This window comes from Mesorhizobium sp. B2-4-13 (genome assembly GCF_006658535.1).
Classification (GTDB): Bacteria; Pseudomonadota; Alphaproteobacteria; order Rhizobiales; family Rhizobiaceae; genus Mesorhizobium; species Mesorhizobium australicum.
This window is the reverse complement of record NZ_VFVB01000018.1, coordinates 1-24,688: the sequence shown is the minus strand read 5'-3', so window position 1 is coordinate 24,688 and position 24,688 is coordinate 1. Positions and strand designations below refer to the sequence as shown.

Annotated in this window: 14 protein-coding genes; 6 read left to right on the top strand and 8 right to left on the bottom strand. The window is 64.6% G+C overall.

The features are described from left to right. Positions 1-219: 219 nt before the first annotated feature. The 3 genes from FJ936_RS30025 to FJ936_RS30015 all read left to right on the top strand — a co-directional run bounded on the left by FJ936_RS30025 (position 220) and on the right by FJ936_RS30015 (position 4,530). Entirely contained in the window at positions 220-1,959 is a 1,740-nt protein-coding gene (locus FJ936_RS30025) for a VirD2 family relaxase/mobilization nuclease (RefSeq protein WP_141907468.1), read from the top strand. 139 nt (positions 1,960-2,098) lie between these two features. Then, entirely contained in the window at positions 2,099-4,084 is a 1,986-nt protein-coding gene (locus FJ936_RS30020; RefSeq protein WP_141907467.1) for a conjugal transfer protein TraG, read from the top strand. A 5-nt stretch (positions 4,085-4,089) separates the two neighbouring features. Further along, positions 4,090-4,530: a CopG family transcriptional regulator gene (locus FJ936_RS30015; protein ID WP_141907466.1), complete on the top strand. Its 441-nt coding sequence runs from the start codon at positions 4,090-4,092 to the stop codon at positions 4,528-4,530. A gap of 96 nt (positions 4,531-4,626) precedes the next feature. On the opposite strand, the gene ehuB is transcribed toward FJ936_RS30015, so the two are convergent. From ehuB to fabD, 7 genes are all read right to left on the bottom strand, one after another. Beyond that, entirely contained in the window at positions 4,627-5,499 is an 873-nt protein-coding gene (gene ehuB, locus FJ936_RS30010; protein WP_140789489.1) for an ectoine/hydroxyectoine ABC transporter substrate-binding protein EhuB, read from the bottom strand. A 673-nt stretch (positions 5,500-6,172) separates the two neighbouring features. Then, positions 6,173-7,441: an AGE family epimerase/isomerase gene (locus FJ936_RS30005; RefSeq protein ID WP_141907465.1), complete on the bottom strand. Its 1,269-nt coding sequence runs from the start codon at positions 7,439-7,441 to the stop codon at positions 6,173-6,175. 131 nt (positions 7,442-7,572) lie between these two features. Continuing rightward, positions 7,573-11,694, bottom strand: a complete 4,122-nt coding sequence (locus FJ936_RS30000; protein WP_181763211.1) for an SDR family NAD(P)-dependent oxidoreductase — start codon at positions 11,692-11,694, stop codon at positions 7,573-7,575. Positions 11,695-11,741: 47 nt separating this feature from the next. Next, positions 11,742-13,637, bottom strand: coding sequence for a polyketide synthase (locus FJ936_RS29995; RefSeq protein ID WP_140789483.1), 1,896 nt, complete (start codon positions 13,635-13,637; stop codon positions 11,742-11,744). Positions 13,638-13,640: 3 nt separating this feature from the next. After that, entirely contained in the window at positions 13,641-15,758 is a 2,118-nt protein-coding gene (locus FJ936_RS29990; protein ID WP_141907463.1) for an AMP-binding protein, read from the bottom strand. A 200-nt stretch (positions 15,759-15,958) separates the two neighbouring features. Next, on the bottom strand, positions 15,959-16,783 hold the full coding sequence (locus tag FJ936_RS29985; protein WP_140789479.1) for an amidohydrolase family protein: 825 nt from the start codon (positions 16,781-16,783) through the stop codon (positions 15,959-15,961). Between the two features lie 37 nt (positions 16,784-16,820). After that, positions 16,821-17,708 (bottom strand): ACP S-malonyltransferase, encoded by an 888-nt coding sequence (gene fabD / locus FJ936_RS29980; protein ID WP_141907462.1) that lies wholly within the window; start codon positions 17,706-17,708, stop codon positions 16,821-16,823. A gap of 96 nt (positions 17,709-17,804) precedes the next feature. Here fabD and FJ936_RS29975 point away from each other — a divergent pair, with 96 nt between their 5' ends. After that, complete coding sequence (locus FJ936_RS29975) at positions 17,805-18,539, top strand: 4'-phosphopantetheinyl transferase superfamily protein (RefSeq protein WP_181763210.1); 735 nt, start codon at positions 17,805-17,807, stop codon at positions 18,537-18,539. A 67-nt stretch (positions 18,540-18,606) separates the two neighbouring features. Here the strand turns inward: FJ936_RS29975 and FJ936_RS29970 are convergent, their stop codons facing one another. Then, positions 18,607-22,623, bottom strand: a complete 4,017-nt coding sequence (locus tag FJ936_RS29970; RefSeq protein ID WP_181763209.1) for a non-ribosomal peptide synthetase — start codon at positions 22,621-22,623, stop codon at positions 18,607-18,609. A 165-nt stretch (positions 22,624-22,788) separates the two neighbouring features. On the opposite strand from FJ936_RS29970, the gene FJ936_RS29965 reads away from it, so the two are divergent. Beyond that, positions 22,789-24,309, top strand: coding sequence for an NAD(P)/FAD-dependent oxidoreductase (locus tag FJ936_RS29965; RefSeq protein WP_141907459.1), 1,521 nt, complete (start codon positions 22,789-22,791; stop codon positions 24,307-24,309). A 25-nt stretch (positions 24,310-24,334) separates the two neighbouring features. Next, positions 24,335-24,589 carry an acyl carrier protein gene (locus tag FJ936_RS30685; RefSeq protein ID WP_181171196.1) on the top strand — a complete coding sequence of 85 codons (255 nt, stop codon included), beginning with the start codon at positions 24,335-24,337 and terminating at the stop codon, positions 24,587-24,589. Positions 24,590-24,688: the final 99 nt, after the last annotated feature.

Sequence of the window (24,688 nt, the reverse complement as noted above, 5' to 3'; positions counted from 1 at the left end):
ATCATGGCATTGAGGAGAAACGACGATGGATGCCAAGTCTCGCAGAGCACAACCGATTAGGACGGCAAGATAAAAGGGCGCACATTGTGCGGCGGTCGGTTGGTTGCATTTGCTGGGTTTTTTGCCGCTTCCCGCACATTGCAGCGCCTTGGCGCAATGTGCTGAGAGGATGCAAATTATTGTATTGCCTGTGCAAATGGCAGGGTGAGGACGGGTGCCGTGTCCGATGAGCACGAGTTCCGCGTCCGTCCGGGCCGCATTCGCTCGACGCGAGCCCAATCGTCGCGGCCCTTCATCGCCCAGGCGCTTGCGGCGGCGCAAAAAGCTGGCGGCAGCGTGTCGCGCTCAGGCCGGATCGGGAGGGGCAACAGTTCGCGGTTCGGGCGGGGCAGGGCAGCGAGCCTTCAGGCCAATCGCTTCCTCACCGGCCGCTCCCGGCTCGCCACGATCAAGACCCGCGTGGTTCGCCATTCGAAACGTGGCGCGCCGCTGGCGACCCACCTCAACTATCTGCGCCGGGAGGGGGTCACGCGAGACGACGCGAAAGCCCGCATGTTCGGACCGGAGGTCGACGATGCGTCGCTCCCGGATTTCGTCAGGCGCTGCAAGGACGACCGGCATCATTTCCGCTTCATCGTCTCGCCGGAGGATGCCGTCGAGATGTCCGACCTGAAATCCTTCACCCGTGATCTCATGGGCCGCATGCAGAAGGATCTGGGCACGACGCTCGACTGGATCGCCGTCGATCATTGGAACACCGACAATCCGCATGTCCACGTCATCCTGCGCGGCCGGGCCGATGACGGCCAGGACCTGGTGATCTCGCGCGACTATATCAGCCGCGGCATGCGCGATCGCGCCAGCGAGCTCGTCACGCAGGAGCTTGGCCCCCGGTCGGATCTTGAGATCCGCCGGCATGTCGAGCGCCAGGTCGAGGCCGAGCGGTGGACCGGGCTCGACCGCCAGTTGCTTCGAGACGCACGCGATGGCGGCGTCATCGATCTCGCGCCACGTGCCGATCGCCAGCCTGACGAATTCATCGCGCCAAAGATCGGGCGGCTGCGCAGGCTGGAAACGCTCGGCCTCGCCGAGCAACTCGGTCCCGGCCAGTGGATCCTCAGCGACAGAGCCGAGGCGACGCTGCGCCAGATGGGTGAGCGCGCCGATATCATCAAACGCATGCATCGCGCATTCTCGGTCCGCGACATCGAACGCGCGAGCGCCAGCTATGTGCTGGCCGCGGAGACCATTGGCGAGACGATTATCGGCCGACTGGTCGAGCGCGGACTGGATGACGAACTCAGGGGCACGGCCTATGCGGTCATCGATGGCGTCGACGGACGTTGTCATCACGTCCGGCTTGCCGATCTCGAGGCGACGGGTGACGGGGCGCCAGGCGCGGTCGTCGAACTGCGCAAATTCGAGGACGCCCAGGGACGCCGGCGGCTGGCGCTTGCCGTGCGCTCCGATTTCGACATCGACGGACAGGTGGTTGCGGAGGGGGCGACCTGGCTCGACCGGCAGGCGCTTGCCCGTCCTGCGGCGGCGCTTTCCGATGGCGGCTTCGGCGCCGAGGTGCGCCAGGCGCTTGATCGGCGCACCGAGCACCTGGTCGGACTGGGGTTGGCGGAGCGGCGGCCGGGCGGGACCGTCTTTGCCGGAAACTTGATCGATACGCTGCGCCGAAGGGAACTCGACGTGCTCGCGAGCAGGCTCGCGGCCCAGACCGGCCAGCCATTCAACCGTGCCGGAAAAGGCGAATTGGTTTCGGGCACCTACAGTCAGCGCTTTGCGCTTGCATCCGGCCGTTTCGCCATGATCGATGATGGTCTCGGATTTCAGCTCGTGCCCTGGACGCCTTCGCTGGAGCGACATCTCGGCAATCACGTCTCCGGGGTCGTTCGCGGCGACGGCGGCGCCGATTGGAGTTTCGGCCGCAAGCCCGGCCTCGGCTTGTGAAGGCGCTTTCAAGGGGGATCGGAGCTTGAGTGCCGATCGCCTGTTTTCCTTGCCGGGAACGCGACGCGACACGATCGGCGTGGGCCGGCTGTTGAATCTCGCATCAACCTTGCTGACCTCTCGGCACGAGGAGAAACGAATGTCGGGAACGAAAGTCCTTTGGGGACAGATTGTCGTGGTCTTCCTCATCGTGCTCCTCGCGATCTGGGGATCGACGCAATGGTCGGCTTGGCAGCTGGGCTATCAGGAGCGGCTGGGGACGCCTTGGTTCGTCATCGGCGGCGTGCCAGTCTATTATCCGCCTGCCATCTTCTGGTGGTGGTATTTCTACGATGCCTACGCGCCCGGCATCTTCGTGCGCGGCGGCTTCATTGCTGCCTCGGGCGGCTTCATCGCGATCGCCGTGGCGATCGGCATGTCGCTGTGGCGTGCCCGCGAGGCGACGAAGGTCGCGACCTATGGCTCCGCGCGCTGGGCCGACAGGAGCGAGGTGCAGGCGGCAGGCCTGCTTGCCCCCGACGGCGTGGTGCTGGGGCGCTATGGAAATCACTATCTGCGCCACGACGGGCCCGAGCATGTGCTTTGCTTTGCGCCGACGCGTTCGGGAAAGGGTGTCGGCCTTGTTGTGCCGTCGCTGCTGACCTGGCCTGGCTCGGCGATCGTCCATGACATCAAGGGCGAGAACTGGGGTCTGACCGCCGGCTTCCGCGCCCGCCACGGCCGGGTGCTGCTGTTTGATCCGACCAATGCCAGGTCGGACGCTTACAACCCTTTGCTCGAGGTCCGCCGCGGTGAATGGGAAGTCCGCGACGTGCAAAACATCGCCGACATCCTGGTCGACCCCGAAGGCTCGCTTGAACGGCGCAACCACTGGGAAAAGACGAGTCACGCGCTCCTGGTCGGCGCGATCCTGCATGTGCTCTATGCCGGACCGGACAAGACGCTTGCCGGCGTAGCGGCATTCCTGTCCGATCCGAAGCGGCCGATCGAATCGACCTTGGCCGCGATGATGACGACGCCGCATCTGGGGGAGGGCGGTCCGCATCCCGTCATCGCCAGCGCCGCCCGTGAGTTGTTGAACAAGTCCGACAACGAACGCTCCGGCGTGCTCTCGACCGCGATGTCCTTTCTTGGGCTCTATCGCGATCCGGTGGTGGCGGAGGTGACGCGCGCATGCGGCTGGCGCATCGCCGACCTGGTCGCCGATCGTCGTCCGGCGACGCTCTACCTCGTTGTTCCACCCTCCGACATCAGTCGCACCAAGCCGCTGATCCGTCTCATCCTCAACCAGATCGGCCGCCGTCTGACCGAGGATCTGCAGGCGAGGGCGGATCGCCATCGATTGCTTCTGATGCTTGACGAGTTTCCAGCGCTCGGACGGCTCGACTTCTTCGAATCCGCGCTCGCTTTCATGGCCGGCTATGGCTTGAAAAGTTTCCTGATCGCGCAGTCCCTCAACCAGATCGAGAAGGCCTACGGGCCGAACAATTCTATTCTGGACAACTGCCATGTACGCGTCAGCTTCGCGACCAATGACGAGCGTACCGCCAAGCGTGTTTCCGATGCCCTGGGCACGGCAACCGAGCTGAAGGCGATGAAGAACTATGCCGGTCACCGGCTCTCGCCCTGGCTCGGTCATCTCATGGTTTCGCGCTCGGAGACGGCGCGGCCGTTGCTGACGCCCGGCGAGATCATGCAGTTGCCGGCAGGCGACGAGATCGTCATGCTGGCGGGCACGCCGCCGATCCGGGCGAAGAAGGCGCGCTATTTCGAAGACCCGCGGTTGCGGGAGCGCATTCTGCCGCCACCGGCTGTCACGGCTCGAGCCGAGCCGGAGCCAGACGATTGGACAGCACTTGCGTTGCCGCTCCCGCCACCGGGTATGGCTGCCGCAACTGCCGTAACGAAAGTCCAGGAGGAATCGACCGAGTCCGAATTGCGACGTCAGCCCGAGCTCGATCCTCTTCTCCCGGCCGCGGCGGAGCTGCCGCCCGTCAACGAGTTCGAGATCGAAGCGCCTGACGAGGCGGATGATCTCGCCGCGAGCAGCAGCCGGATAACTCGCCTTGTGCGGGGCATGGCGCGTCAGATCGCGCTCGACCCGGACGACGGCATGGAGCTGTGACGGTCGTGACGAGAAGCAAGAAAAAGGTCCAGATTTCCGTGTATCTCGACCCTGCCGTGATGGCATTGCTGGTCGAATATGCCGCCCGGCGCGATCGCTCGCAGTCGCTCATCGCTGAAGCGGCGATCGCCTCCTTCCTCTCTCCGGATGCCGACACGCAACTCGAGGCGGCGATCTCCAGGCGTCTCGACCGGATCGACCGCCGGATCGCGCGGTTGGAGCGCGATGTCGGCATCTCGGTTGAAACGCACGCGGTATTCATTCGCTTCTGGCTGGCCACCACGCCGGCGTTGCCGGAGCCGATGGCCCAGGCAGCGCGCGCAAAGGCAAGCGAGCGCTATGAAGCGTTCATTTCCGCGCTTGGCAGGCGCCTGGCCAAGGGGCCGAGCTTGCGGCAAGAAATCCCCGAAGACATCGCGCCGTCCAGCGATCCTGAACGACAGTGATGTGAGAGCCTGTCGGGGCACAGAGGCCGCCGCGCGAGCTCGCGCGGCGAGCCACCCAGTCGTGTTGATGCTGGACGGCTTTTGCTGCTGATCGGGTCAGTTGGCGGCTCCGCACAACTGCGAGGTCGTCAATCCCGGCGGCACGTTTTCCGTGGGGCCAAATCCGTACTTCGCCATGATGGTGGCAATCGTGCCGTTGGACATGACCTTGGCCAGCCCTTGATTGTAAACGTCGCGCAGGTCACCATCATCCTTCCTGAACGCGATCGCGACGTAGCTGATCGACTTCTCGTCGGTCGTGAATGGGTTGGCGCGTTCCAGATCGGGGCTCTTTTTGCCGGCCAGCATCCCGATCACCGTCGGGGAAGAAAATACCGCGGCGTCGATGCGGCCGGCGCGCAGGGCCGCGAGGTTGGTCTCGATGTCGGGAAACTGCAGGATACGATCCTGAGGGACGCCCTCGGCGATGGCGTTCTGGATGACGTTGCTGCCGCGGCCGCCGCCCATGATGGAGTCGGATTTCTTGGCAAGATCCGCATAGCTATGGATCGCCTTGGGGTTGCCGGCGAGTACGATCGCCGCGTCGTCCTGCCTCAGGTCGGGAGCGCCGAAGGCGACCTGCTGGCATCGCGGCGGCGTTATCGACAAGCCGGACGCCACGGCATCGAAACGCCCGGCCATCAAGCCAGGGATCAACGCGCCGAACTCGGTGACCTGGAAATCGACCCGCTTGACGCCGAGGTCGGCGAACGCAGCTCTGAGCAGGTCCGGATGCCAGCCGAGCAACTCGCCGGTTCCTTCCTGCTTGTAGCCCCATGGCGAGCGGTTGTGGATGCCGATCACGATCCTGCCCTCTCTCAATACGCGTTCCTTCGTCGTTTCCGCCGCGGCCGGCAGCACGGATCCAACAATCGTGGCATAGGCGATGCAGGCCAGGCCAATGGCGACAGATCGGGCTCGAAAATTCATCGTGCAGTCCTCCCGTGAGATTGAGTTGCGCACAGGCGTTCCGCCCAGCAGTTCAACGCTACGTTGAGGGTCACCCACTCGTCAACATATATGTACGAAACATGTACGAAATATTGCCGACGCGCAGCTTTGAGAGGAGTCATAGGTCCAAAAGACCGCTTGCTGTGTGAACCCCAACTTTGCGCGCCAGGTGGCCCCCTGCGGCAGCCCATACTAGCCCTGCAAGCAGACAGTCGACGTGCAACCGGATCGGTATCTGGCGCTTCAGATGCTTTCCGGCGTGATTATTCTAATGGTATCGACCGCTGCAGGCTCAGACTGGCGAGCGTATATCGACGATTGGTCTCGCCACGCGGGGCAAGGTATTCGAAGCTCGGATTCTTCTGCCCACGCTCGAGGTCTTTGCCGCTGCGCTTAGCGCTGCGACCGAAGACGACCAGGGTCCCGGCCGCATCTTTCTGGCGGGCACCGTCGCTGTGGCCCTTGCGTCCGTGACATGCGGTGGCCGCGCTTCCTGTAGAGCGTGGCATCCTTCGTGACAATGTCTCGAGAACTGGACGCTGTTCCGGTCAGAAACTCGCCTATCGCCGAAGGTTTAGGGCTTCTTTGCTGATCAACTCGATACGCAGTTCATCGCGCTCGGCCTGATCGGCATAGCAAGTTGCGGTACCCGCTAAGAAATCCTGGTTGAGAGAGCGTCATGTCGTTTGCTTATCACGTTCGTTAGGCTCCCTTGCGCCGGATAGAGCGGTATCAGGCAAGCCTGCAGTGCGTGGTACAAGTCGGCCTTGCCGACAAACAGCGAATGCGCCGGCTGCAATCCCTCATCCAGCTCCTCAAACCATCCGCCATTTTCGCGGTCTATATAGGCCTCGGCGATGGTGTTCCAGATGCGCCGGTACCATTCTTCATGGAAGGCGCTCGGGCGGTGCTCGACCAGGAAGGAGGCCGCGCCCGCCGCCTCGGCGATCGGCCACCAGGGCTTGAACCGGAATGCCGGCTTGTCGGCCCAGTCCAGCGTGTAGAAGAAGCCGCCCTTGGCTTCGTCCCATCCCAATTCCACTGAGCGCCGGAACAGCGTCTCCGCAGCCTCCGGCATCCAATCCTGTTTCTTGCCGCCCAGCACCCATAATTGCAGGATCAGCCTGGTCCATTCCAGCCAGTGACCGGGTGTTGTCCCTGACGGGCGAAACATCTCGTTGACGGCCTTATAGAAGCGGTCGATCGTCCATTGCTCGTCGAAATGCTCCGCGACGCGAAAATCGCATTCTCGGGCACGGCGGTTGATGATCAGATCCGCGATGCGCTCCGCCTTGTGCAGATAGTCCTGATCGGCGGTCGCCTCATAGGCCGCCATCAACGCCTCGGTCAGATGCATGTTGGAATTCTGGCCGCGGTAGCCGCGCACGGGCCTCCAGTCGCGCTCGAACTCTTCCGTTATGGCGCCATGCTGTTCTTCCCAGAAACGGTCGTTGAGAATCGTCGTCACGTCGGCCAGCAGGCGGTCTGCCAAAGGATGGCCCACCAACTTGGCGCTCGATGCCGCTAGCAGCACGAAGGCGTGGCCGTAGCCCTGTTTGCTCGCGTCCCTCGGTCCCCCGTCGTCGAGCGACCACATATAGCCGCCATGCTCTGCATCGCGATGCGACTGCCAGAGATAGCGCATGCCGTGATCGATCATCCGGTCGCTTCCGGGCCGGCCGAGTAGGCTGGCGATGACGTAGCAATGGACGGCTCGTGCGGTGGTGTGGATCTGCCTGACGGCGCTGCCCGGCAGCGGCTTGCCCGTCGGGTCGAGATCGAAGAACCCGCCCTGCGGATTTATGGCAACCGGATCGAAAAGATCGAACAGGATATCGGCCTGTTTCTTCAACCAGGAGCGATGCCACGGCGCATCCCGCCAGACCCCGGGGCTCGACGATGTAAAAGGCAGTTCTGGCATCCGATCGCTTCCTGTTGTGCCTGACCGGCGATTGGCCGCCGGACCGGCGCGTTGCCCTTTATAGACCCAGTCGGACCGGCGAATGAACCCGTCGAGGCATCAATCGGCTTTGGGTGGCACTACCTTGCGCCTCATTGCCTGACGGACCGACGTTTTTCGATCTCATGCGCCATGCGGTCTACGGACGGAAAGTCGATGAACCAGCGCGGGGAGATGCCGATCGCAAAGCGCTTGTCGAACTCCGAGGCCAGCTTGACGGCGATGATTGAATCCACGCCGAGCTGCCCAAACCTGGCGTCGGCCGCGATCTCGTCGGTCCGCAGCATCCGTTTCAGGCTCGACGCCAGATACGTCGCGATGGCGTCCAGTTCCTCGGGAGGCGAGAGGTCCGGATTTACGCTCCCTGGTTCGGCCGAAAGCATGTAGTCGGCCAAAGCGGCCACCGACGGATGTTGCAGCAATTCCTTCGGTGTCAGACGCTTCGACAGCCTTTGTTCGATTAGAACGATCAGCCGGATTGCCATGACGGAATCGAGGCCGAGGCTGGGGAAGGGGGTCTGCGGATCGAGCGCGTCCAACTTGAGGAGGTCGCGGACGATTTCCGCCAGGACATCTTGAAGTCCGCCGGCCGCGCCGGCGAGCGGCGCCACGGCGGCGCTGCTCTGCCGAGGTGGCATGGCACGCTTCGTGTGATCCGATGCCAGGGTGACGGCAGCGTCCCTCGGGTCAGGTTCGCGCGGCACATCCTTCACTATCCTGGTCTTGTCCGCCGCCTGGGTCGAACGAAGCAGTCCGGCCTCGATATCGAGATGGCCGAAGATGCGATCCGGCCAACCACTGAGGGCGAATATTTCAGTACCCGCGCTCTGCATCATCGCGCGCCAGGCGTTGAGCCCGGTATCGATGTCGAGGAACGCATAGCCTATCGACGCGAACCAGTCGTCGAAACCAGCGGTGACGTATTTGTCCCACTGCCAGCGCGACCAGCTGATGGCGTGGCTGGCGCCGTGTCTTTGCCCGGCCGCCACGGCTCTGCCGCGCCAGTCTGCGAAGGCGTTCTGGAAGGCACAGCCATAAGCATAATCGCTGCCACCGGCGAGACCCAGCGACGCCAGCGACGAGAACACGACGAAAAAGTCGACGCTGATATGCGCCGTCGCCCGATCGAGGTTGACCGTGCCCTCGACCTTTGCAGCGCTGACGGCCACAAACTCATCCCAGCTCTTGCGGAAAAGGTAGGCGTCGTTATGGGCGGTGACCATGTTCACCACGCCGTCGAGACGACCGTGGCCTTGCATGATCGCGTCTACCATGGCGCGTGTCTGCCGGGCATCGGCGATGTCGCACTGAATGTAATCGACGCGGCTGCCCGCCTTGTGCCGTAACGCCTCGAGGCGCTGCGCGACTTGCCCGCCGAGCGGCGAGCGCCCGCATAGGATGAATGTCGCGTCGATTTCCGCGACCAGCCTTTCTACCAGCCTATATCCCAGCTCGCCGGCGCCGCCTGCAAACAAATAGACGCCGTCCTTTCCGAACCAGCAGCGGTCGCGGCCGGATTGCTCAAGCTTGATCTCGCGCAGGCCGCGTACCGCGCGCGCGCCTTCGAAACGGATCGTGGCCGGTGTCGCAGATGGATCGCGCGCGATCTCGCGCGCCGCAAGCGTGCGCCAGTCTCCGTCGCCGCGGCTGCCGACAAACAGCGTGTGCAGCCGCAGGCGCTCGTTTTCCAGAAAGGCGGATTTGGCCAGCGCTGGCAAGGCGTCGAACGCCGGCGAAACGCCGAAATCCTCACGTGCCAGGAAGAACAGGTCGACCTCGCTGTTGAAGGCGTGCTCCATCAGCGTCTTCGCCAGGCTGAAGAGGACAGCCGTTTCATCTTGTTCGCCGGCGCGTTCTCCGACGGAAGCCGGTAGAACCACCACAATGTCGGGCTCGTCGCCGGCGATGTTCCAGGTCGCGAGAGATGGCTGAGGCGCGTTGCCGGGTCCGATCAGCGACGTAATCAAAGTCGCTTTGCCAGGCAAGGTCGAACGCAGCAGCGCTTCGAAATCTGCCGTCTGTTCCTCACTGCGTCCGACAATCCAGATGCATTTGCCGTCGAGCTTGCGCGCGGCGCCGGTTTCGGCCTTTCGCCAGAACGGCTCAAGATAGGTCATCTGCGCCGGGAGTTCGTTCGAATGCGCATCGATCATTCTGGGCTTGAACCAGCAAGTCCTGTCCGGCCAGGCAGGAATGGGCAGCGAGCAGCGTCTCGCGCCTAAGATGTCCGGCCATTGCGCCCGGCCGTGGTCAAGCCACCGCATGACATGCTCCGGACAGCCGGTTGCCGGACGGCCCGAACCGGCCACGATGACGCTTGTGGGAAGCGCGTCGCCGGCGGCGATTGCCTGAAGTCCCTCGATCAGCCCCGCCAGCGAGGCGGCGCCCACGACGGCGCGTTCGGCGCGCCCTTCGTTGCGGCTTTGCAGCGTGAAGGCAATGTCGCGCATGGTGAGTGCGCCATCTTGCGGCGGCAGCACGGCAATCGCATCGGCGAGCGCCCTGGCATAGCTTCGCAATTGCTCGGGCGTCCCGGCGCTCAAGGGAACATAGACAAGCTCTGCGGCCTGAAACGCACGTGTTGCAGGCCGATGCTCCTGCAGCACCGCCGACGCGTTCGCGCCACCGAAGCCGAACGAGTTCACCAGGGCGCCGAGCGGCCCCTGGGCTTGCTTTTCGGGCCACGCGCCGGTTTCCGCCTGGATCGCAAATCCCTCGTCCAGCTGGATATGCGGGTTTCGGTCGCGGAAATTGGAAAGGCCGGGCAAGGTCCGATTTGCGATCGCCATTGCAGCGTTGATGACGCCGGCGACGCCGGCCGCCGGCTCGAGATGGCCGATATTCGTCTTCACCGAACCGATGGTGCAGGGCGAAGGCGAAAGACCGTGCTCGGCCCGCAGCTTGCGGAAAGCGCTTTTGACGCCTTCAACCTCGATCGGGTCGCCAAGCTCGGTACCGGTGCCATGCATCTCGACATAGGCGATGTCATCGGGCGTCAGGCCTGCATCGTTCAACGCCCGCGTCATCAGATCGGCCTGCGCCCGGCTGTTGGGCGCGGTCAGCGACGCCGCCTTGCCGCCATGGTTGACCGCGGTTCCCTTGATCACCGCATGAATATGGTCCCGGTCCCGGATCGCATCGTTGAGCGGCTTCAGAAGCAGCGCGCCGATGCCTTCGCCCCGCACATAGCCGTCCGCGCCGGCGTCGAAGGTGCGGCACTGCCCGGTGGGGGACAGCACGCCGAGCTGGCGGCCCATGATGAAGAGGTCGGGCGTCAGCAAGAGGTTGACACCGCCGGCTATGGCAAGCTCACATTCGCCGAGCCGTATTGCCCTGACCGCATTATGGATGGCGACCAGGCTGCTGGAACAGGCCGTGTCGATCGCCTCGCTCGGCCCGTGCACATCGAGCATAAACGATACCCGGTTGGCGAGCATGGCATGCGCGTTGCCGGTGCAGGCCTGCGCGCTCAGCAGTCCGTCGGCGTCGAGCAGCTTCTGGTAGTCCTGGAATTGCACGCCGGCAAACACGCCCACCTGGCGTCCGGCGAGTGCGCCGGGATCATGACCGGCGTCCCAGATCGCTTCCCACGCGGCCTTCAGGAACAGTCGGTGCTGCGGATCCATGAATTCGGCTTCGTAGACGGAGATGCCGAAAAATTCCGGCGCGAACTGGTCTTCGCCCTCGATGAAGCCGCCCCATTTGACATCGGTGCGTCCGGCCTCGCGCAAGGGGTCACCGAACACTGTCCCCCAATCCCATCGCCGCTTTGGGATTTCGCGGATCGCGTTGCGCCGCGCCGTCTGGTTGCGCCAGAATTCCTCCTTGGTCGCGGCCCCCGGCAGCCGGCAGGCGATGCCGATGATGGCGATGTCGCGGTTAGAGGCGACATTGCGGCTGGATTGTTCGGCACGGGCGGGCGCAGGCTCTTGCAGGTCGATGGTCTCGAGGCCCTGCTCGGTGATGTAGTCGCTGAGCAGGGTGAGCGCCGGGTAGGTGAACAGCAGGACGGTGTCAATCTGCGTGCCGAAGCGTTGCGACAACCGGGCCGCGAACAGCTTTAGCGAAGCGGAGTCGAAACCGAGATGACCGAGCGGCTCGTCCGGGTCGATCCTCGACGGATCGGTCTCCAGGATATCGCCGGCAAGCGCCAGCAGGGCTTGCAGCACGTCTAGCGTCTTGTCGGCCGCGGGACTGGTCGTCTGGGAATTCATGCTGTTACCTTCAACATCGCTGTCCGCCGCTGGGCATTCTCGCGCCGTTACGATCCCGCAGCCTGCAGACGCATTTCGGACGTCTTCGGGTCGGTGAACCAGAAGCGGGTACGCGCGAAACAATAGCCTGGAGCCGAAACCCGGCGCCGCTGCCCAACGCCGTAGAGGCCGGCGAAGTCCACTTTCGCCGCGCTCACCCATTCGCGGGCGAAACGGAAAGACAGCTCCTCCATCTCGTCGCGGACGGCCGGGGCTGCCGTCTCGGGCCGGGCGATCACATCCGGGTCGTCGCGGCCGGCGACGAAATTGGCGAGCGACGCGGCAAGGCCATGCCAATCCCGTGCGAGGATAGCGACGCGCGTCGGCAAGGGCGTGCGTCCGATCTGGAACGTGTAGAGGAAGTCTTCCAGATCCGGCCGCGCGTTCGCCGCGCCGCGGTCCTGTGCGCGCTCTATGTGCAGCCGCAGGCGGCTGGCCATGCGCTTCAGCGTCTCGGCGTCCCTTGCCGAGATCGGCAGGATCGGCAACACCGGCGCTACGTCCACGGCTGAAGCGCCTTGCTGACGAGGCGGACTTTCCTCGATCACGACATGGCCACAGGCGCCGCCGAAGCCGAAGGCGCTCACGCCGGCGCGGAAAGGCAGCGGGGTTCGGTCGTGGTCGTGCAAGCGTTCCCAGGGCTCAGTGCTTTGCACGAAATGGAAGGGCGTGCCTTGCGTCTTGCACATCGGGTTGACCGTCCGCAGCTGTGGACTGCCGGGCAGGCAGGCATGCTTCATCGCCAAGAGCACTTTGACCACGCCGGCGAGCCCCGATGCCGCTTCCAGATGGCCGATGCTGGCCTTTGCCGAACCGACGCCGCAGCGGTGCGCAATACTTTCGCCGCGACCGGCGAGCTCCTCATACGCCATGCGGATGGCATTGAATTCGATCGGGTCGCCAAGCGGTGTGCCGGTGCCGTGGGCTTCGATATAGGTCACCGTGCGCGGGTCGATGCCGGCCCGTTGCCACGTCGTGGCGATGAGCTGCTTTTGCGCCGTCGGGTTCGGCGCCGTCAGCCAGTTGGCGCGGCCGCCATGGCTGATCGCCGAGCCGATCAGCAGGCCATAGATGTTGTCGCCGTCGGCCAGGGCCTGCGCATGCGTCTTGAGCAGGAGCGTGACCACGCCTTCGCCGCGCGCATAGCCGTTGCCGGCAGCATCGAAACTCCGTGTCCGGCAATCCGGGCTCAGCGCTCCTTCCGCTTTCAGCGAGCGCGACAAGGTCGGAGCGAGGATGAGGTTGGCGGCGCCCACGATCGCGCTCGTGCAGTCGCCGGCGCGGATTGCCTGAGCCGCTATATGCAGCGCCGCCAGTGAACCGGAGCAGGCGGAATCGATGGCCAGGCTCGGGCCGGTCAGCCCAAGCGCGAACGATATGCGATTGGCCATCACCGCGCTCGCCACGCCCGTCGCCAATTCCTTGTCGGGCGCGATGTCGCTGCGGTAGAGCAGTTCTTCGTAGTCGGACTTGCCGGTGGCGAGGAACACGCCCGTGCGCCCGCGCGCCAGATCCGTCGCGCGATAGCCGGCGTCCTCGATGCAATGCCAGGCCGATTCCAGCGCTATGCGCTGCAGCGGGTCCATGAGCCGCGCCTCGTCGGGCGATATGCCGAAGAAGGCGGCGTCGAAGGCATCTACGTCCTCGATGAAACCGCCCTCGGCGATGCCGGGCTGCCGCCGTGCGGCTCGGTCGGAATGCAGTCCCTCCGGAACAGGCCCGACGCAGTCGCTGCATGCCGCCAGATTGTCCCAATAGTCCGCCAGGGTCGGCGATCCGGGGAGACGAGCGTCCATGCCGATGATGGCGATGGGTTCGCGCCAGTGCTTTTCGGCTTCGCTGGGTGGCTGGTCCTGCCGTGTCGCGCCTGGATGGGCGCCTGCAAAACGTGCTGCCTCGGCCATCGGCTACTCCTGCTTTTCCAGCACCGGCTCGCCGAGCGCCACCTTCAAGGCGCGCAGCAGTTCGTCCTTCGAGCGGGTTGTCGGGCGCTGTGCGCCGGCATCGGTCGCCGGCTCTGGCGCAAGGTGTCGGGCGAGGAGCTGCGGTGTCTGGTATTGCCAGAAGATCGTCGGCTCCAAGGTCAAGCTAAGCAGGTCGTTCAGTCTGACCGCCAGTTGCGCCGCCATGACGGAATCGATGCCGATGGCGCCGAAACTGTCGGTCGGTTCGGTGGCCGCGCCTGAGCCGACCAGCGCCCGAGCTTCGGCGAGGATGCGCTGCTGCAACTCGCCGGCCTTGAAGGTGTGGTTTTGCGGGAAGGACATTTCGGCGGGCGCTGCCATCGCCGGCTCCTTGTCAGGCACGCGCGGCTTGAGCAGTGGCAATTCGCCGGACAGATACAGCGCCTTGGTCAGCCGCCGCTGCACCTTGCCGCTGGTCGTCTTCGGCAGTGAAGCCGGCGGGATGAAGACGATCTCGGCGAGGCTGGCGTCATGCTCCTGCCAGACCGCGCTGCGTACGGTCTTTTCAAGCTCGGCGAGATCGATCGCGTTGCGCGCCGTGCGCTCGATCTCATGCACGACGACGATCGTTTCGCCGTCGTCGCGTTCGACCGAAAAGGCGGCCCCATTGACGGTGCGAAACGCCGGATGGCTGTCCTTGACGGTGAGCTCGATATCCTGCGGGTAGATGTTGCGCCCGCGCGAGATGATCAGGTCCTTGAGCCGTCCGGCGATGAACAGTTCCTTGTTCCACAGGAAGCCAAGATCACCGGTGCGCAGGAAGTGCGGCTCGGTCGCCTCGGCCGGGCTCTGCGCAAAAGTCTGCCGGCTGGCGTCGGGCGCCTGCCAATAGCCGCGCGCGATGCTTGCGCCGCGCACCCACACCTCACCGATCGCGCCGTCCGCGCAGCGCGACTGCGTCTCGGGATCGATGATGGCCACCTCCATGTCGTCGGCCGGGCGTCCCGAGCTGACCAGTTCCACCGCATCCGCGTCCTCGGTGGGAATGAAGATGCCGCGCGCCAGCGCCGCCTTGTCCACCTTGGCGACGACCGGCTTTTCGCCGACCCGCGACGTGGTGCTGAGCAGCGTAGCCTCGGCGAGGCCATAGGCCGGAAAGAAAGCGTCTTCGGCAAAACCGAAGGGTGCGAATTTTTCCTGGAAGCTGGCAAGCGTCGAGGCGTGGATGGGCTCGGCGGCGTTGAGCGCGTTGCGCCATGAGGAGAGGTCGACGCCTTCGAGTTGTTCCGGCCGTATCGACTTGACGCACAGCCGATAGCCGAAGTCGGACGACATGCTCGACGTCGCGCGGTAGCGGCTGATCGCCTGCAGCCAAAGCGCCGGATTGCCGCTGAAGGCGGCCGGGCTCATCATGTAGCAGGTGGCGCCGACATAGAGCGTCTGGATGACGATGCCGATCAGTCCAAGATCGTGGAACAGCGGCAGCCAGCTGACGATCACGGTGTCTTCGTCATGGCCCATATGGCGAGCGGTGAGACGCGCATTGTGGATGAGGTTGGCGTGGCTCACCATCACGCCCTTCGGCGTGCTGGTCGAGCCGGACGTGTATTGCAGGAAAGCGATGTCGGTCCTGGCTTCGGCCGCCGCGTCCCAATCGTCCACGCTGCTTTCCTTTTCGAGGTCTTCGACACACAGAAGCTCAAGAGTGCTGACCGTCGGATAGGGTTTCGACCATGCCACGATGTTGTCGCGGATGGCGTGGCAGGTGAGGATGAAGCGCGGCTTGCAGTCGGCCACGATCGCTTCGAATGTCGCCCAGCTTCGCTTGTTGGGTTTGGGCGTGTGCGCCGGCACCGCGATGGCGCCGCCATAGAGCGTGCCGAAGAAGCCGAGCACGAATTCGGCGCCTTGCGGAAACAGGAGCAAAACACGCTCTCCAGCGGCATTCCGGCGCTGCAGTGCGGCCCCGATGAGCCGGCAGGATTCATCGAGTTGCCGGTAGCTGATCCGCCTCTGCTCTTCCTTGCCATCCCTTAGGTTCGCGTAGGCCACCTTGTCGCCCAGCCGCGAGGCCCTGTCCCGCGCGATCTGGACGAGGGTTTCAGAGATCGCCTGTTGCATTGTATCCTCTTCAAGCCGCCTTGATCGAAGACGGCTCCTCCCGTCATTCGAAAATCACGCCGCGCCTGAGCATCCCTTGCTTCGGATGCCCGTCGCGGTGGAACTTTATGCTTTCGGCTGAGTTACACTAATATAATAGTATCCGCAACGATGAATGATCGGAATTTTACATGATGGTCATCGCCAGGCAGAGGTGAGGATCAGACCCGGTAGAATCGCGATGCGTTGGTCGAGAATATCCGGGTGTCGCCGCGCAGTTCGGCGGGCAGGCTGAGCATGGTGGCGGCCAGCACGTCGCCATACTCGCCGGAGATCCGGCAGACCGGCCAATCGCTCCCGAACATTAGCCGATCCGCCCCGAAACAAGCCACCACATGATGCACGTAAGGCTCGAGATCGGCGACCGTCCACGCCGATGCATCGGCCTCGGTGATCATGCCCGATAGCTTGCAGTGGACATTGTCGAATGCGGCGACGTGCGCGATCGCGTCCCGCCACGGATCGAGCGCGCCGTTTGCGATCGGCGGCTTCGAGATGTGGTCGATCACGGCCCGCAATGTCGGGACCTTTTCAAGCGCCGTGGCGATATGGGCGAGGTGCCGGGGGAAGGTCAGGAAATCGAAGGCGACGCCGCTGTCAGCGATCCTGCCGAGGTTGCGCAGCACGGTCGGCCGCAGGATCCAGGCATCGTCCTTGAGGTCCTGCAGCATCGGCCGGATGCCGACGAATTTCGGTCTGTCGCGGTAGAGGCGAAGCTGGTCGGCGAAATCGTCGGCCTCCATGTCGAGCCAGCCGACGACACCGGCGATGAAGTCGGTGCGCGCCGCAAGCTCGAGCAGGAAATCGCTCTCGGCGCGCGTCTCAGCCGCCTGGACGACGATGGTGCGGCCGACGCCAAAGCGCTTCAGCAGCGGCGCCATGTCTTCAGGTCCATAATCGCGCAGCAGGATATCGGGCGCGCCTTGCATCCAGTGATAGTCACCGCGCGCGGTCTGCCACAGGTGATGATGGGCATCGATGATCATGGCCCGCTTTCCTCTCGAGCTTGCATTATCGCGGCTCTCAGGCGGCGCGTCCGCTCTGTTGGAGAGCAGGTATTTTGGCCGCCATTCTCGTCAACACCGATCCCGGTCCCACCTCGACGAATTCCGTCGCGCCGCGGGCCTTGAGATAGCCGATCGATGGCTCCCACAGCACCATCGACTTCAGCTGCCGGACCAGCAGCAAGCGGATCGCCGTCTCGGGATCGCTCTCATCCGGATAGGGACGGGCGGTGACATTGGAGATCACGGTCTTGCGCAGCGGCCGGAAGGAAAAGTCGCGCAGGAAATCGTCGAACATCTCGGCCGCCGGCGCCATGGCGCGCGAATGGAATGCGGCGCCCACGGGCAGTTTGATAAAGGCCGCAGCACCAGCGCCGATCATCGCTCCTTCGGCCTTTTCGATATCGCTTGTGGGACCGGCAATCACGATCTGCTCCGGCGTGTTGAGGTTGGCGATGTCGAGTTGGTCGAAGCCGTGTCTCGCGAGCGTTTCGCGGATCGCGTCGACGGCAAGACCGATCACCGCCGCCATCCCGCCCGCTCGCATCCCCGCCATGATCTGCCCGCGTCGCACCACCATGCGCAGGCCATTGAGCAGATCGAAGGCGCCGGCCGCCTGCAGGGCGTTGTACTCACCGAGGCTATGGCCAACCAGCCAGTGCGGCGCCACACCAGCGGCGACAAGCTTTTCGTGGTGGAGGGCGTTGACGACGTAGAGGCAAGGCTGGGTCACCTCGGTGCGCCTCAGCGTCTCCTCGTCGCCCTCGAGACACATCTGGCGAACTGAAAATCCGGCGATGCGATCGATCCGGCTTTCGAGCGGTCCAAACATCGCACTCGTGTCGAACAGGTCCTTGCCCATCCCCTTGAACTGTGATCCCTGTCCGGGAAACATGAACACGCGCATGGAATTTCTTCAGCCTTTCTATCGTCGATGGATTGCGGAACAACGCGAGCCCGGCGCGCAGGAACTGGTCGACGTTTGGCGCCTGCGGGATCGGCGATGACGAAGGAAACCGCGGACCCGAACCGCATCGATCTCTGGTATGCGAGGCTCGAGGACTTCACGGAAGAGGAACAGGCTGCCTGCCTGCGGTTGTCGAGCCCGCTCGAACGGCAACGCTATGAGGCGTTCAAGTCTCGGGATGCCGGACTTCAATACCTGGCCGGACGCGGCCTCGTGCGCACGACGCTCTCGCGCTACCGGAACATCGCGCCGCAGGATTGGCGTTTTCTCGCCAACCGGAACGAGCGTCCATTCCTCGATCCCGAGCTCGGCGTCGCCAACCTGCATTTCAATCTCTCGCACACGCGCGGTCTGGTCGCCTGCGTGGTCGGAGCCATCGAGGAGATCGGGGTCGACGTCGAGCGCCGCGACCGCGATGCCGGTCTCGACGAACTGGCGCCGGTCGTGCTTGCCCCAGTGGAGAAGGAGCGTTTCGCCAAGCTGCCGCGCGACCTGCAGCCGGAATTCTTCTTCGCGCATTGGACGCTGAAGGAGGCCTATGTGAAGGCTCGCGGCATGGGATTGTCGCTGCCGGTGCAAGAGATCTGCCTGGATATCGCGTCGTCTCCGCCGACCATGTCCTTCGCCGGCGCCATCGATGACGACCCTGCGCGCTGGCGGTTGAGGACCCTGCGACCGACCGAGGAGCACATTGTCGGTGTCGCGGCTGCCCCAGCGGGTGGACAGCTGAGTTTGAACGCAAGGCAGACGCGCGTCATCAATCGGGATTGATCGCTGCCGCGCTGTCAAAGGCGCCGGTCTGCTCCAGACCGGAAGGAGCCGGTCCCTGGCCATTGCCTCAAGGCTGGATTGAGTGACCGGAATCGGCTGCCGCCTTGGTGGCGGTCTTCGGCGAAGCTGCATGCGTTCCATTCTCTGCCTTCGTCATGATGCCGGCGATCCGCATGGCGATCGCATCGATCACCGGCGCGCGCATGATCGTGTAGTGGTCGGCGTCCATCTCGATGATCTCGATGCCGGCGAGCAGATCGCGCCATTCTTCCCGCACTCGCATGAGGTCGTCGCGCTGTGCCGCGGCAAACAACAGCAAGGCGACATCCGTCGACCGGGGACGGTGCGCATCGAGGGCTTTGGAGCCTGCCTGGAAGACATCGTGTACCGCCTTGAGCGCGGCATTGCCGGTCGGCATCCCGCTCCGTTCCAATTGCCGTGCCAGCCAGGCGATACGCTCCTCCTCTGACAATCTGTCCAGCTCTTCAGGACGACTGTCGAGGGCAAGGTTTGCTGATGCCGCGAGATCAGCGACGAAACGCCGGAAGGGTCCGGGTTGCTGCTCATCGGCCGCGCGACGCTCTGGCACCGCGCTGTCGATCATCGCGACGACACCCAGCGTCTCTCCGTCCGCCGCAAGGCGCCGCGCCATCTCCTGCACGACCAGGCCGCCGAGCGACCAGCCCAGCAGATGATAGGGGCCGTCGGGCTGGATTGATCTTATTTCGTCGATATAGCGCTCCGCCATAGCGTCGATCGAAGCGAGCGTCGCCTCCGCCTCCGAGGTAAGTCCCGATGCGCGGATGCCATAGACGGCACGTCCGGGCGGCAGCGCCTGGGCGAGCGCGGCGTAGCACATGACATTGCCGCCGATCGGGTGGACGCAAAACAGGGCGGGGTCGTCGTTGCCGGCACGGATCGGGATCGCCAGCCGCGCCTCATGTGCGCTGCCGCCGTCACGCAGCACCGCGGCCAGGCCGGCCACCGTCGGGTGTGCGATCAAAGTCGGGAACGAGACGCGCTGCGCAAACCGCTCCTCAAGCCTTGCCATTAATCGCATGCCGGCGAAGGAGGAGCCGCCGAGCGCGAAGAAATTGTCCTCGCGGCCGATGTCGGAAATAGCGAGCACATCGCGCCACAGTTCCGCGACGCCCTCTTCGAGACCTGCGCGTGGCGGCGCGTAGGCGCGCTCGACGCTTTCGCGCGAACCGAAGTCAGGCTTGGGCAAAGCCGAGCGCACGACCTTGCCATTGTCGCTGAGCGGCAGCCTGTCGAGCGGAAGGAAGAAGGTCGGCACCATATAGGCGGGCAGCGTCGCGCGCAGCCGCTCCCGCAAGGCTGCCGTGTCCAGCCCGCGCTGCTGGTCCTTGGCCACGACATAGGCAACCAGATGGCGTGTTCCGGCGCTGTCGGTGGCGGCCGAGACGACGGTTGCCCCGACCTCCGTCCCGGCCAGCAGCGCAGCCTCGACCTCCGCGCACTCGACCCTGAAACCCTGGATCTTGACCTGGAAATCCTTGCGTCCGAGGAACTCGATCTCGCCGTCGCCGAGATAGCGGCCCAGGTCGCCGGTACGGTACAGGCGCTCGCCGGTCACCGGATGGGTTATAAAGCTCGTCGCGGTCTTGGCCTCATCGCGCCAGTAGCCGAGCGCGACGCCGATGCCGCCGATATAGAGGTCGCCCGGAACCCAGGGCGGGCAGACAGCGAGATCGCCGTCCAGCACATGGATCGACTGATGCTCCATGGCATGCCCGTATGGGATGGAGCGCCATTCCGGATCGATCCTGCCGATGGGATAGAGGATCGACCAGATCGATGCCTCGGTGGCGCCGCCGAGGCTGAAGATCGCCGCATTGGGCGCGGCCGGACGGATGCGTTCCGGCATGTTGAGCGGGATCCAGTCGCCGCTGAGCATGACCAGCCGCAGCGACGGCATGATCGCGCCATGCGTGCCCTCGACGGCAAGCTGCATCAGCGCCGGAACCGAGTTCCAGATCGTCACGCCATGCTCTTGCACCAGGTCGCGCCAGTGCGAGGCCTCCTTGGCCCGCGTCGCGTCCGGCATGACGATCGCGCCGCCGGCGGCCAGCGTGCCAAAAATGTCGTAGACCGAAAGGTCGAAGCTCAGCGACGAAAGCGCCAGCACCTTGTCGTCGTGGTTCACCCCATAGCGGGCATTGAGATCGGCTATCGTGTTGGCCGCGCCGCGATGGTCGATCATCACGCCCTTGGGCATGCCCGTGGAGCCGGAGGTGAAGATCACATAGGCGAGGTCGGCCGTCGTGCCGTCGGCTGACACGATCGCATCGGTCTCTTGATCGGCGAGCGCGTCGACGGCCATCCGCTCAAGCCCGGCTGGCCAGGCGAGCGAGCTGTCGAGGCTTTGCTGCGTCAGCGCGATGGTCGCGCCGCTGCCGGAAAAAAGCAGGTTGCGGCGCTCTTGCGGAAGCTCCGGGTCGATCGGCACATAGGCGGCGCCGGCATAGAGGATGCCGAGCACGGCGGCGACCTGTTCCCAGCCCTTGCCCATCGACACCGCCACCAACTGTCCAGGCTGTACGTTCCGTGCACGCAACATGCGCGCGATGCCCAGCGCGCGCCGCCGCAATTCGCCGTAGCTCATGCGCCGTTCGCCGGCGATCACCGCCAGCCGGTCCGGATGGCGAACCGCCTGTTGCTCGAAGCTTTGCTCCAGGCGCTGGAATTCGGCATGAGGGATCTCGGCGCGTACCGGCGCGGGGCAGTCTCCTGCCGCCGGTTCCCTCTCGTGCCAGAGCGAATCGTCATTCGCCAGGCGAGACATCAGGCGGTGATGCGCGTCGCAAAGTTCCTCGACGAAGCCGGCCGGAAAAATCTGCTCGACATAGTCCCAGTTGAAGATCACTGAGCCGTCTTCGAAGACATGCATCTGGTGATCGAGATAGACCTGCGGCACGTCGAGACGGGCCGATGTGTGATCGATGCGTGCGCGAGGCCGATCATCGGGTTCGGCAGTCGGTGTGACTGTCGTGAAGGTCACCGGGATGCTGACGCCGGGGCCGCTGCCGGCGCGCTGTTGCATGGCGCGGGTGACGTCGAGGCCGCTCACTTCGATGCGCTCGCAATCGCGCCAGAATTGGCGCTGCATGGCTTTCGTCCGGTCGAGGAAGGAACGTTCGCGCGAGGCGTCGACTTCGAGCAGGATTGTGGTGCCGAAATTGCCGAAGACATTGGCCGAGCGCGGCAGATGCTGGAACCGTCCCGAGTGAAGCACGGTGATGGCAAAATGCTGGCTGCCGGCATAGCGCGCCAGCACGTCGGCATAGACGGCGCAGCCGAGCAGGCTGGGCGTGACGCGCGATTTGGCGCAGATGTCGACGATTTTCTTCCATTCGGTGGCTGTGAAGGTGCGGCTGACATGACGGAAGCGGGGCCGTTGCCCGTCGCCGGGCCACCGGGTCAGCGGCAAGGCCGGCGGTCCGGGAAAGTCGGCAAGCCGGGGCTGCCAATAATCCCAGGCCTTTTGCCGGCGCGGTCCTTGCCGCGCCGCGTTCTGTGCTTCGACATAGTCGGCGAACGACATCTCGATCGGCGGCAGGCGGGCGGCCGGGTCGGCGCTCAGCGCCAGCAATTCCTGCAGCAGTATGCGGAAGCTCCAGCCATCCATCATCCACAGCGCGAAGCGCATATGCAGGCGCAGCCCGTCGTCGCTGCGCGTCGCGCGAATGTCGAATTGCGGCCATGTGTCGGACGGTATCTCCGCTTCGCTCATCTCGCCGCGAAGCGTATCCAGCCGCCATGCGCGCTCGGCATCGGGAAGGGTGCGCAGATCCTCGATGACGATCTCATAGGGACCGACGTCGCGCAGGATCTCCTGAGTGCCGGAGGGATGGATGACGGCGCGCAGCATGTCGTGCCGCTCGACCAGCCTCGCCAAGGCCCGCGTCAGGCCGTCGCCGAGAACCGCCGGAATGTCCGCTTCGACATAGTAGCGCGCCGGCGTGCTGAGCTCGATCGCGCCACTCTGGCCGACCCAGTAGGCCTGCTGGATGCCTTCGAGCAGGAAGGACTGGTTGTCGTTTCGCACAACGTCGTTGAACATCTCGCCTCTCCTCCCTTGCGAGCCGGCGTCTTCCGCCATCGGCGCCTTGCATGGTTCTAATATATTAGTGTAATAATCGCGGCAAGCCCGGTGTTGGACTGTCTTTCGTCTCGGCTCGCTCTGCGGGCTGAGACCAGGACGAGGACGGGTCGGCGAGGAGGATCGATGCGGAGCGAGCCCGATATTCGTGCGCAAAACAACCTGTCGGCGACAGCGCGCGCCGCTTCGACTGCCAAGCACGACGAAGCAGTCGCGCGCGCCTTGCGGCTGCATGGCGCGCGGCCCGACAATTGGGTGCCGGAGCGCTCAGGCATCGACCATGACGTGGTCGTGGTTGGCGGCGGCCAATCAGGTGCTGCGATCGCCTTCGCGCTGCGGCGTGCGGGCATTGCCGGGACGAGCGTGATCGACGCCGCCGACGAGGGCAGGGAGGGTGTCTGGCTGACGACGGCGCGCATGAATTCGCTGCGCTCGCCCAAGCTGCTGCCCGGACCGGAGCTTGGTATACCCGAGCTCGGCTTCCAGGCCTGGTACGAGGCGCGTCACGGCGAGGCGGCCTTCGCGAGCCTGGCCTTCATTCCGCGCCTCGACTGGGCCGCCTATCTCAAATGGTATCGCGCGGCGACCGGCGTCAGTATCCGATTCCAGACCCGCCTTGAAGGCGTCGATCCTGTCGAAGGTGGTTTGCGGCTTCGCCTCTCTGTTGCCGGCCGCCCTGTCGAGGAGACCTGCCGCAAGCTGGTTCTGGCCACCGGCTTCGCCGGCAGCGGCAGCACCAACATGCCGGCCTTCATCAGGTCGACGCTGCCTGCTCCTCTCTACGCCCATGCCGAAGCGCAGATCGATTTCGAGCCGCTGAAAGGCCGCCGGATCGCGATCTTCGGCGCCGCGTCGGCGGCTTTCGACGCCGCCGCCGTCGCGCTCGAAAGCGGAGCCGCCGACGTGCATCTTTTCTGCCGGCATGACGACATCGAGCGCTACTCGCTGATGCGCAAGCTCTACTATCCCGGCTCCGTCGAGCATTTCCGCGAGCTGCCCGACCGCGATCGCTGGCGCATTATGAGCGTGCTTTGCCGCCGCGCGCAGGGCCCGGTGCCGGATACCGTGCGCCGGGTGCGGAAGTTCGAGAATTTTTACCTCCATCTCGGCGCGCGCGATCCCGCGCTCAGCCTCGACAGCGGCGCCGTCCGCCTCAAGCTGGCCGGCCGCGACAGTGGGCTTCGGTTCGACTTCGTCATTGCCGGCACAGGCTACAGCGTCGATCTCACTGCACGGCCGGAACTGGCAGGCCTTGTCGAACGGATCGCGCTGTGGCGCGATCGCTACCGGCCGGAACCCGGCGAGGAGAATGCCGAGCTGTCGCGCTATCCTTATCTGTCGCCGGGCTTCGCTTTCGCCGAGAAAGAGCCGGGCACCGCGCCGTTCCTCCGCAACATCCATTTCTTCAGCGCCGGCGCCACGCTCAGCAACGGCCGCAATCCCGGCGAGGTCAGCGGCATGCGTCACGGCATACCGCAGCTCGTCTCGGCCATCGGCCGCGATCTTTTTGTGGACGATTCCAGCGCCCATGTCGCGCGCATCCTGGCGCCGCCACAACCGATCCTCGACGATGCCGAATACAAGGACCGGATCTGGCAGGAACGCGTGCAACCGGAATTGGCCGGCGCGGATGCCGTGGACGGTTGAGGACACTTCCAAGGAGGTACGAGGAATGGACGGTATGCTGAGTGTGGATCGGTTCGCGGTTGAAAGCTTGATCCTCGAACAAGCGGAGAAGATCCTGAAATGCGATGCCGTGGGGCCGCTGGATCATTTCCTCGATCTTGGCGGCGACTCGCTGATGGCGCCGGTGCTCGCCGGCCGCATCGAGGCCGCGTTCGGCTTCCGGCCCGAACTCGAGGACATCTTCACCAGGCCGTTCGGCGAGCTGGCGGAGCTCGTCGTCGCCGAAATATCCCGCTCGTAGAAAAGGGCCGCTCCGGCGGCCCTCAGACTGCTGACAAACCCCTGGCTTTTGCCGGGGGTTTTTGATTCACTGGGTCATGTTGAAGCGACCCGCCCCTGA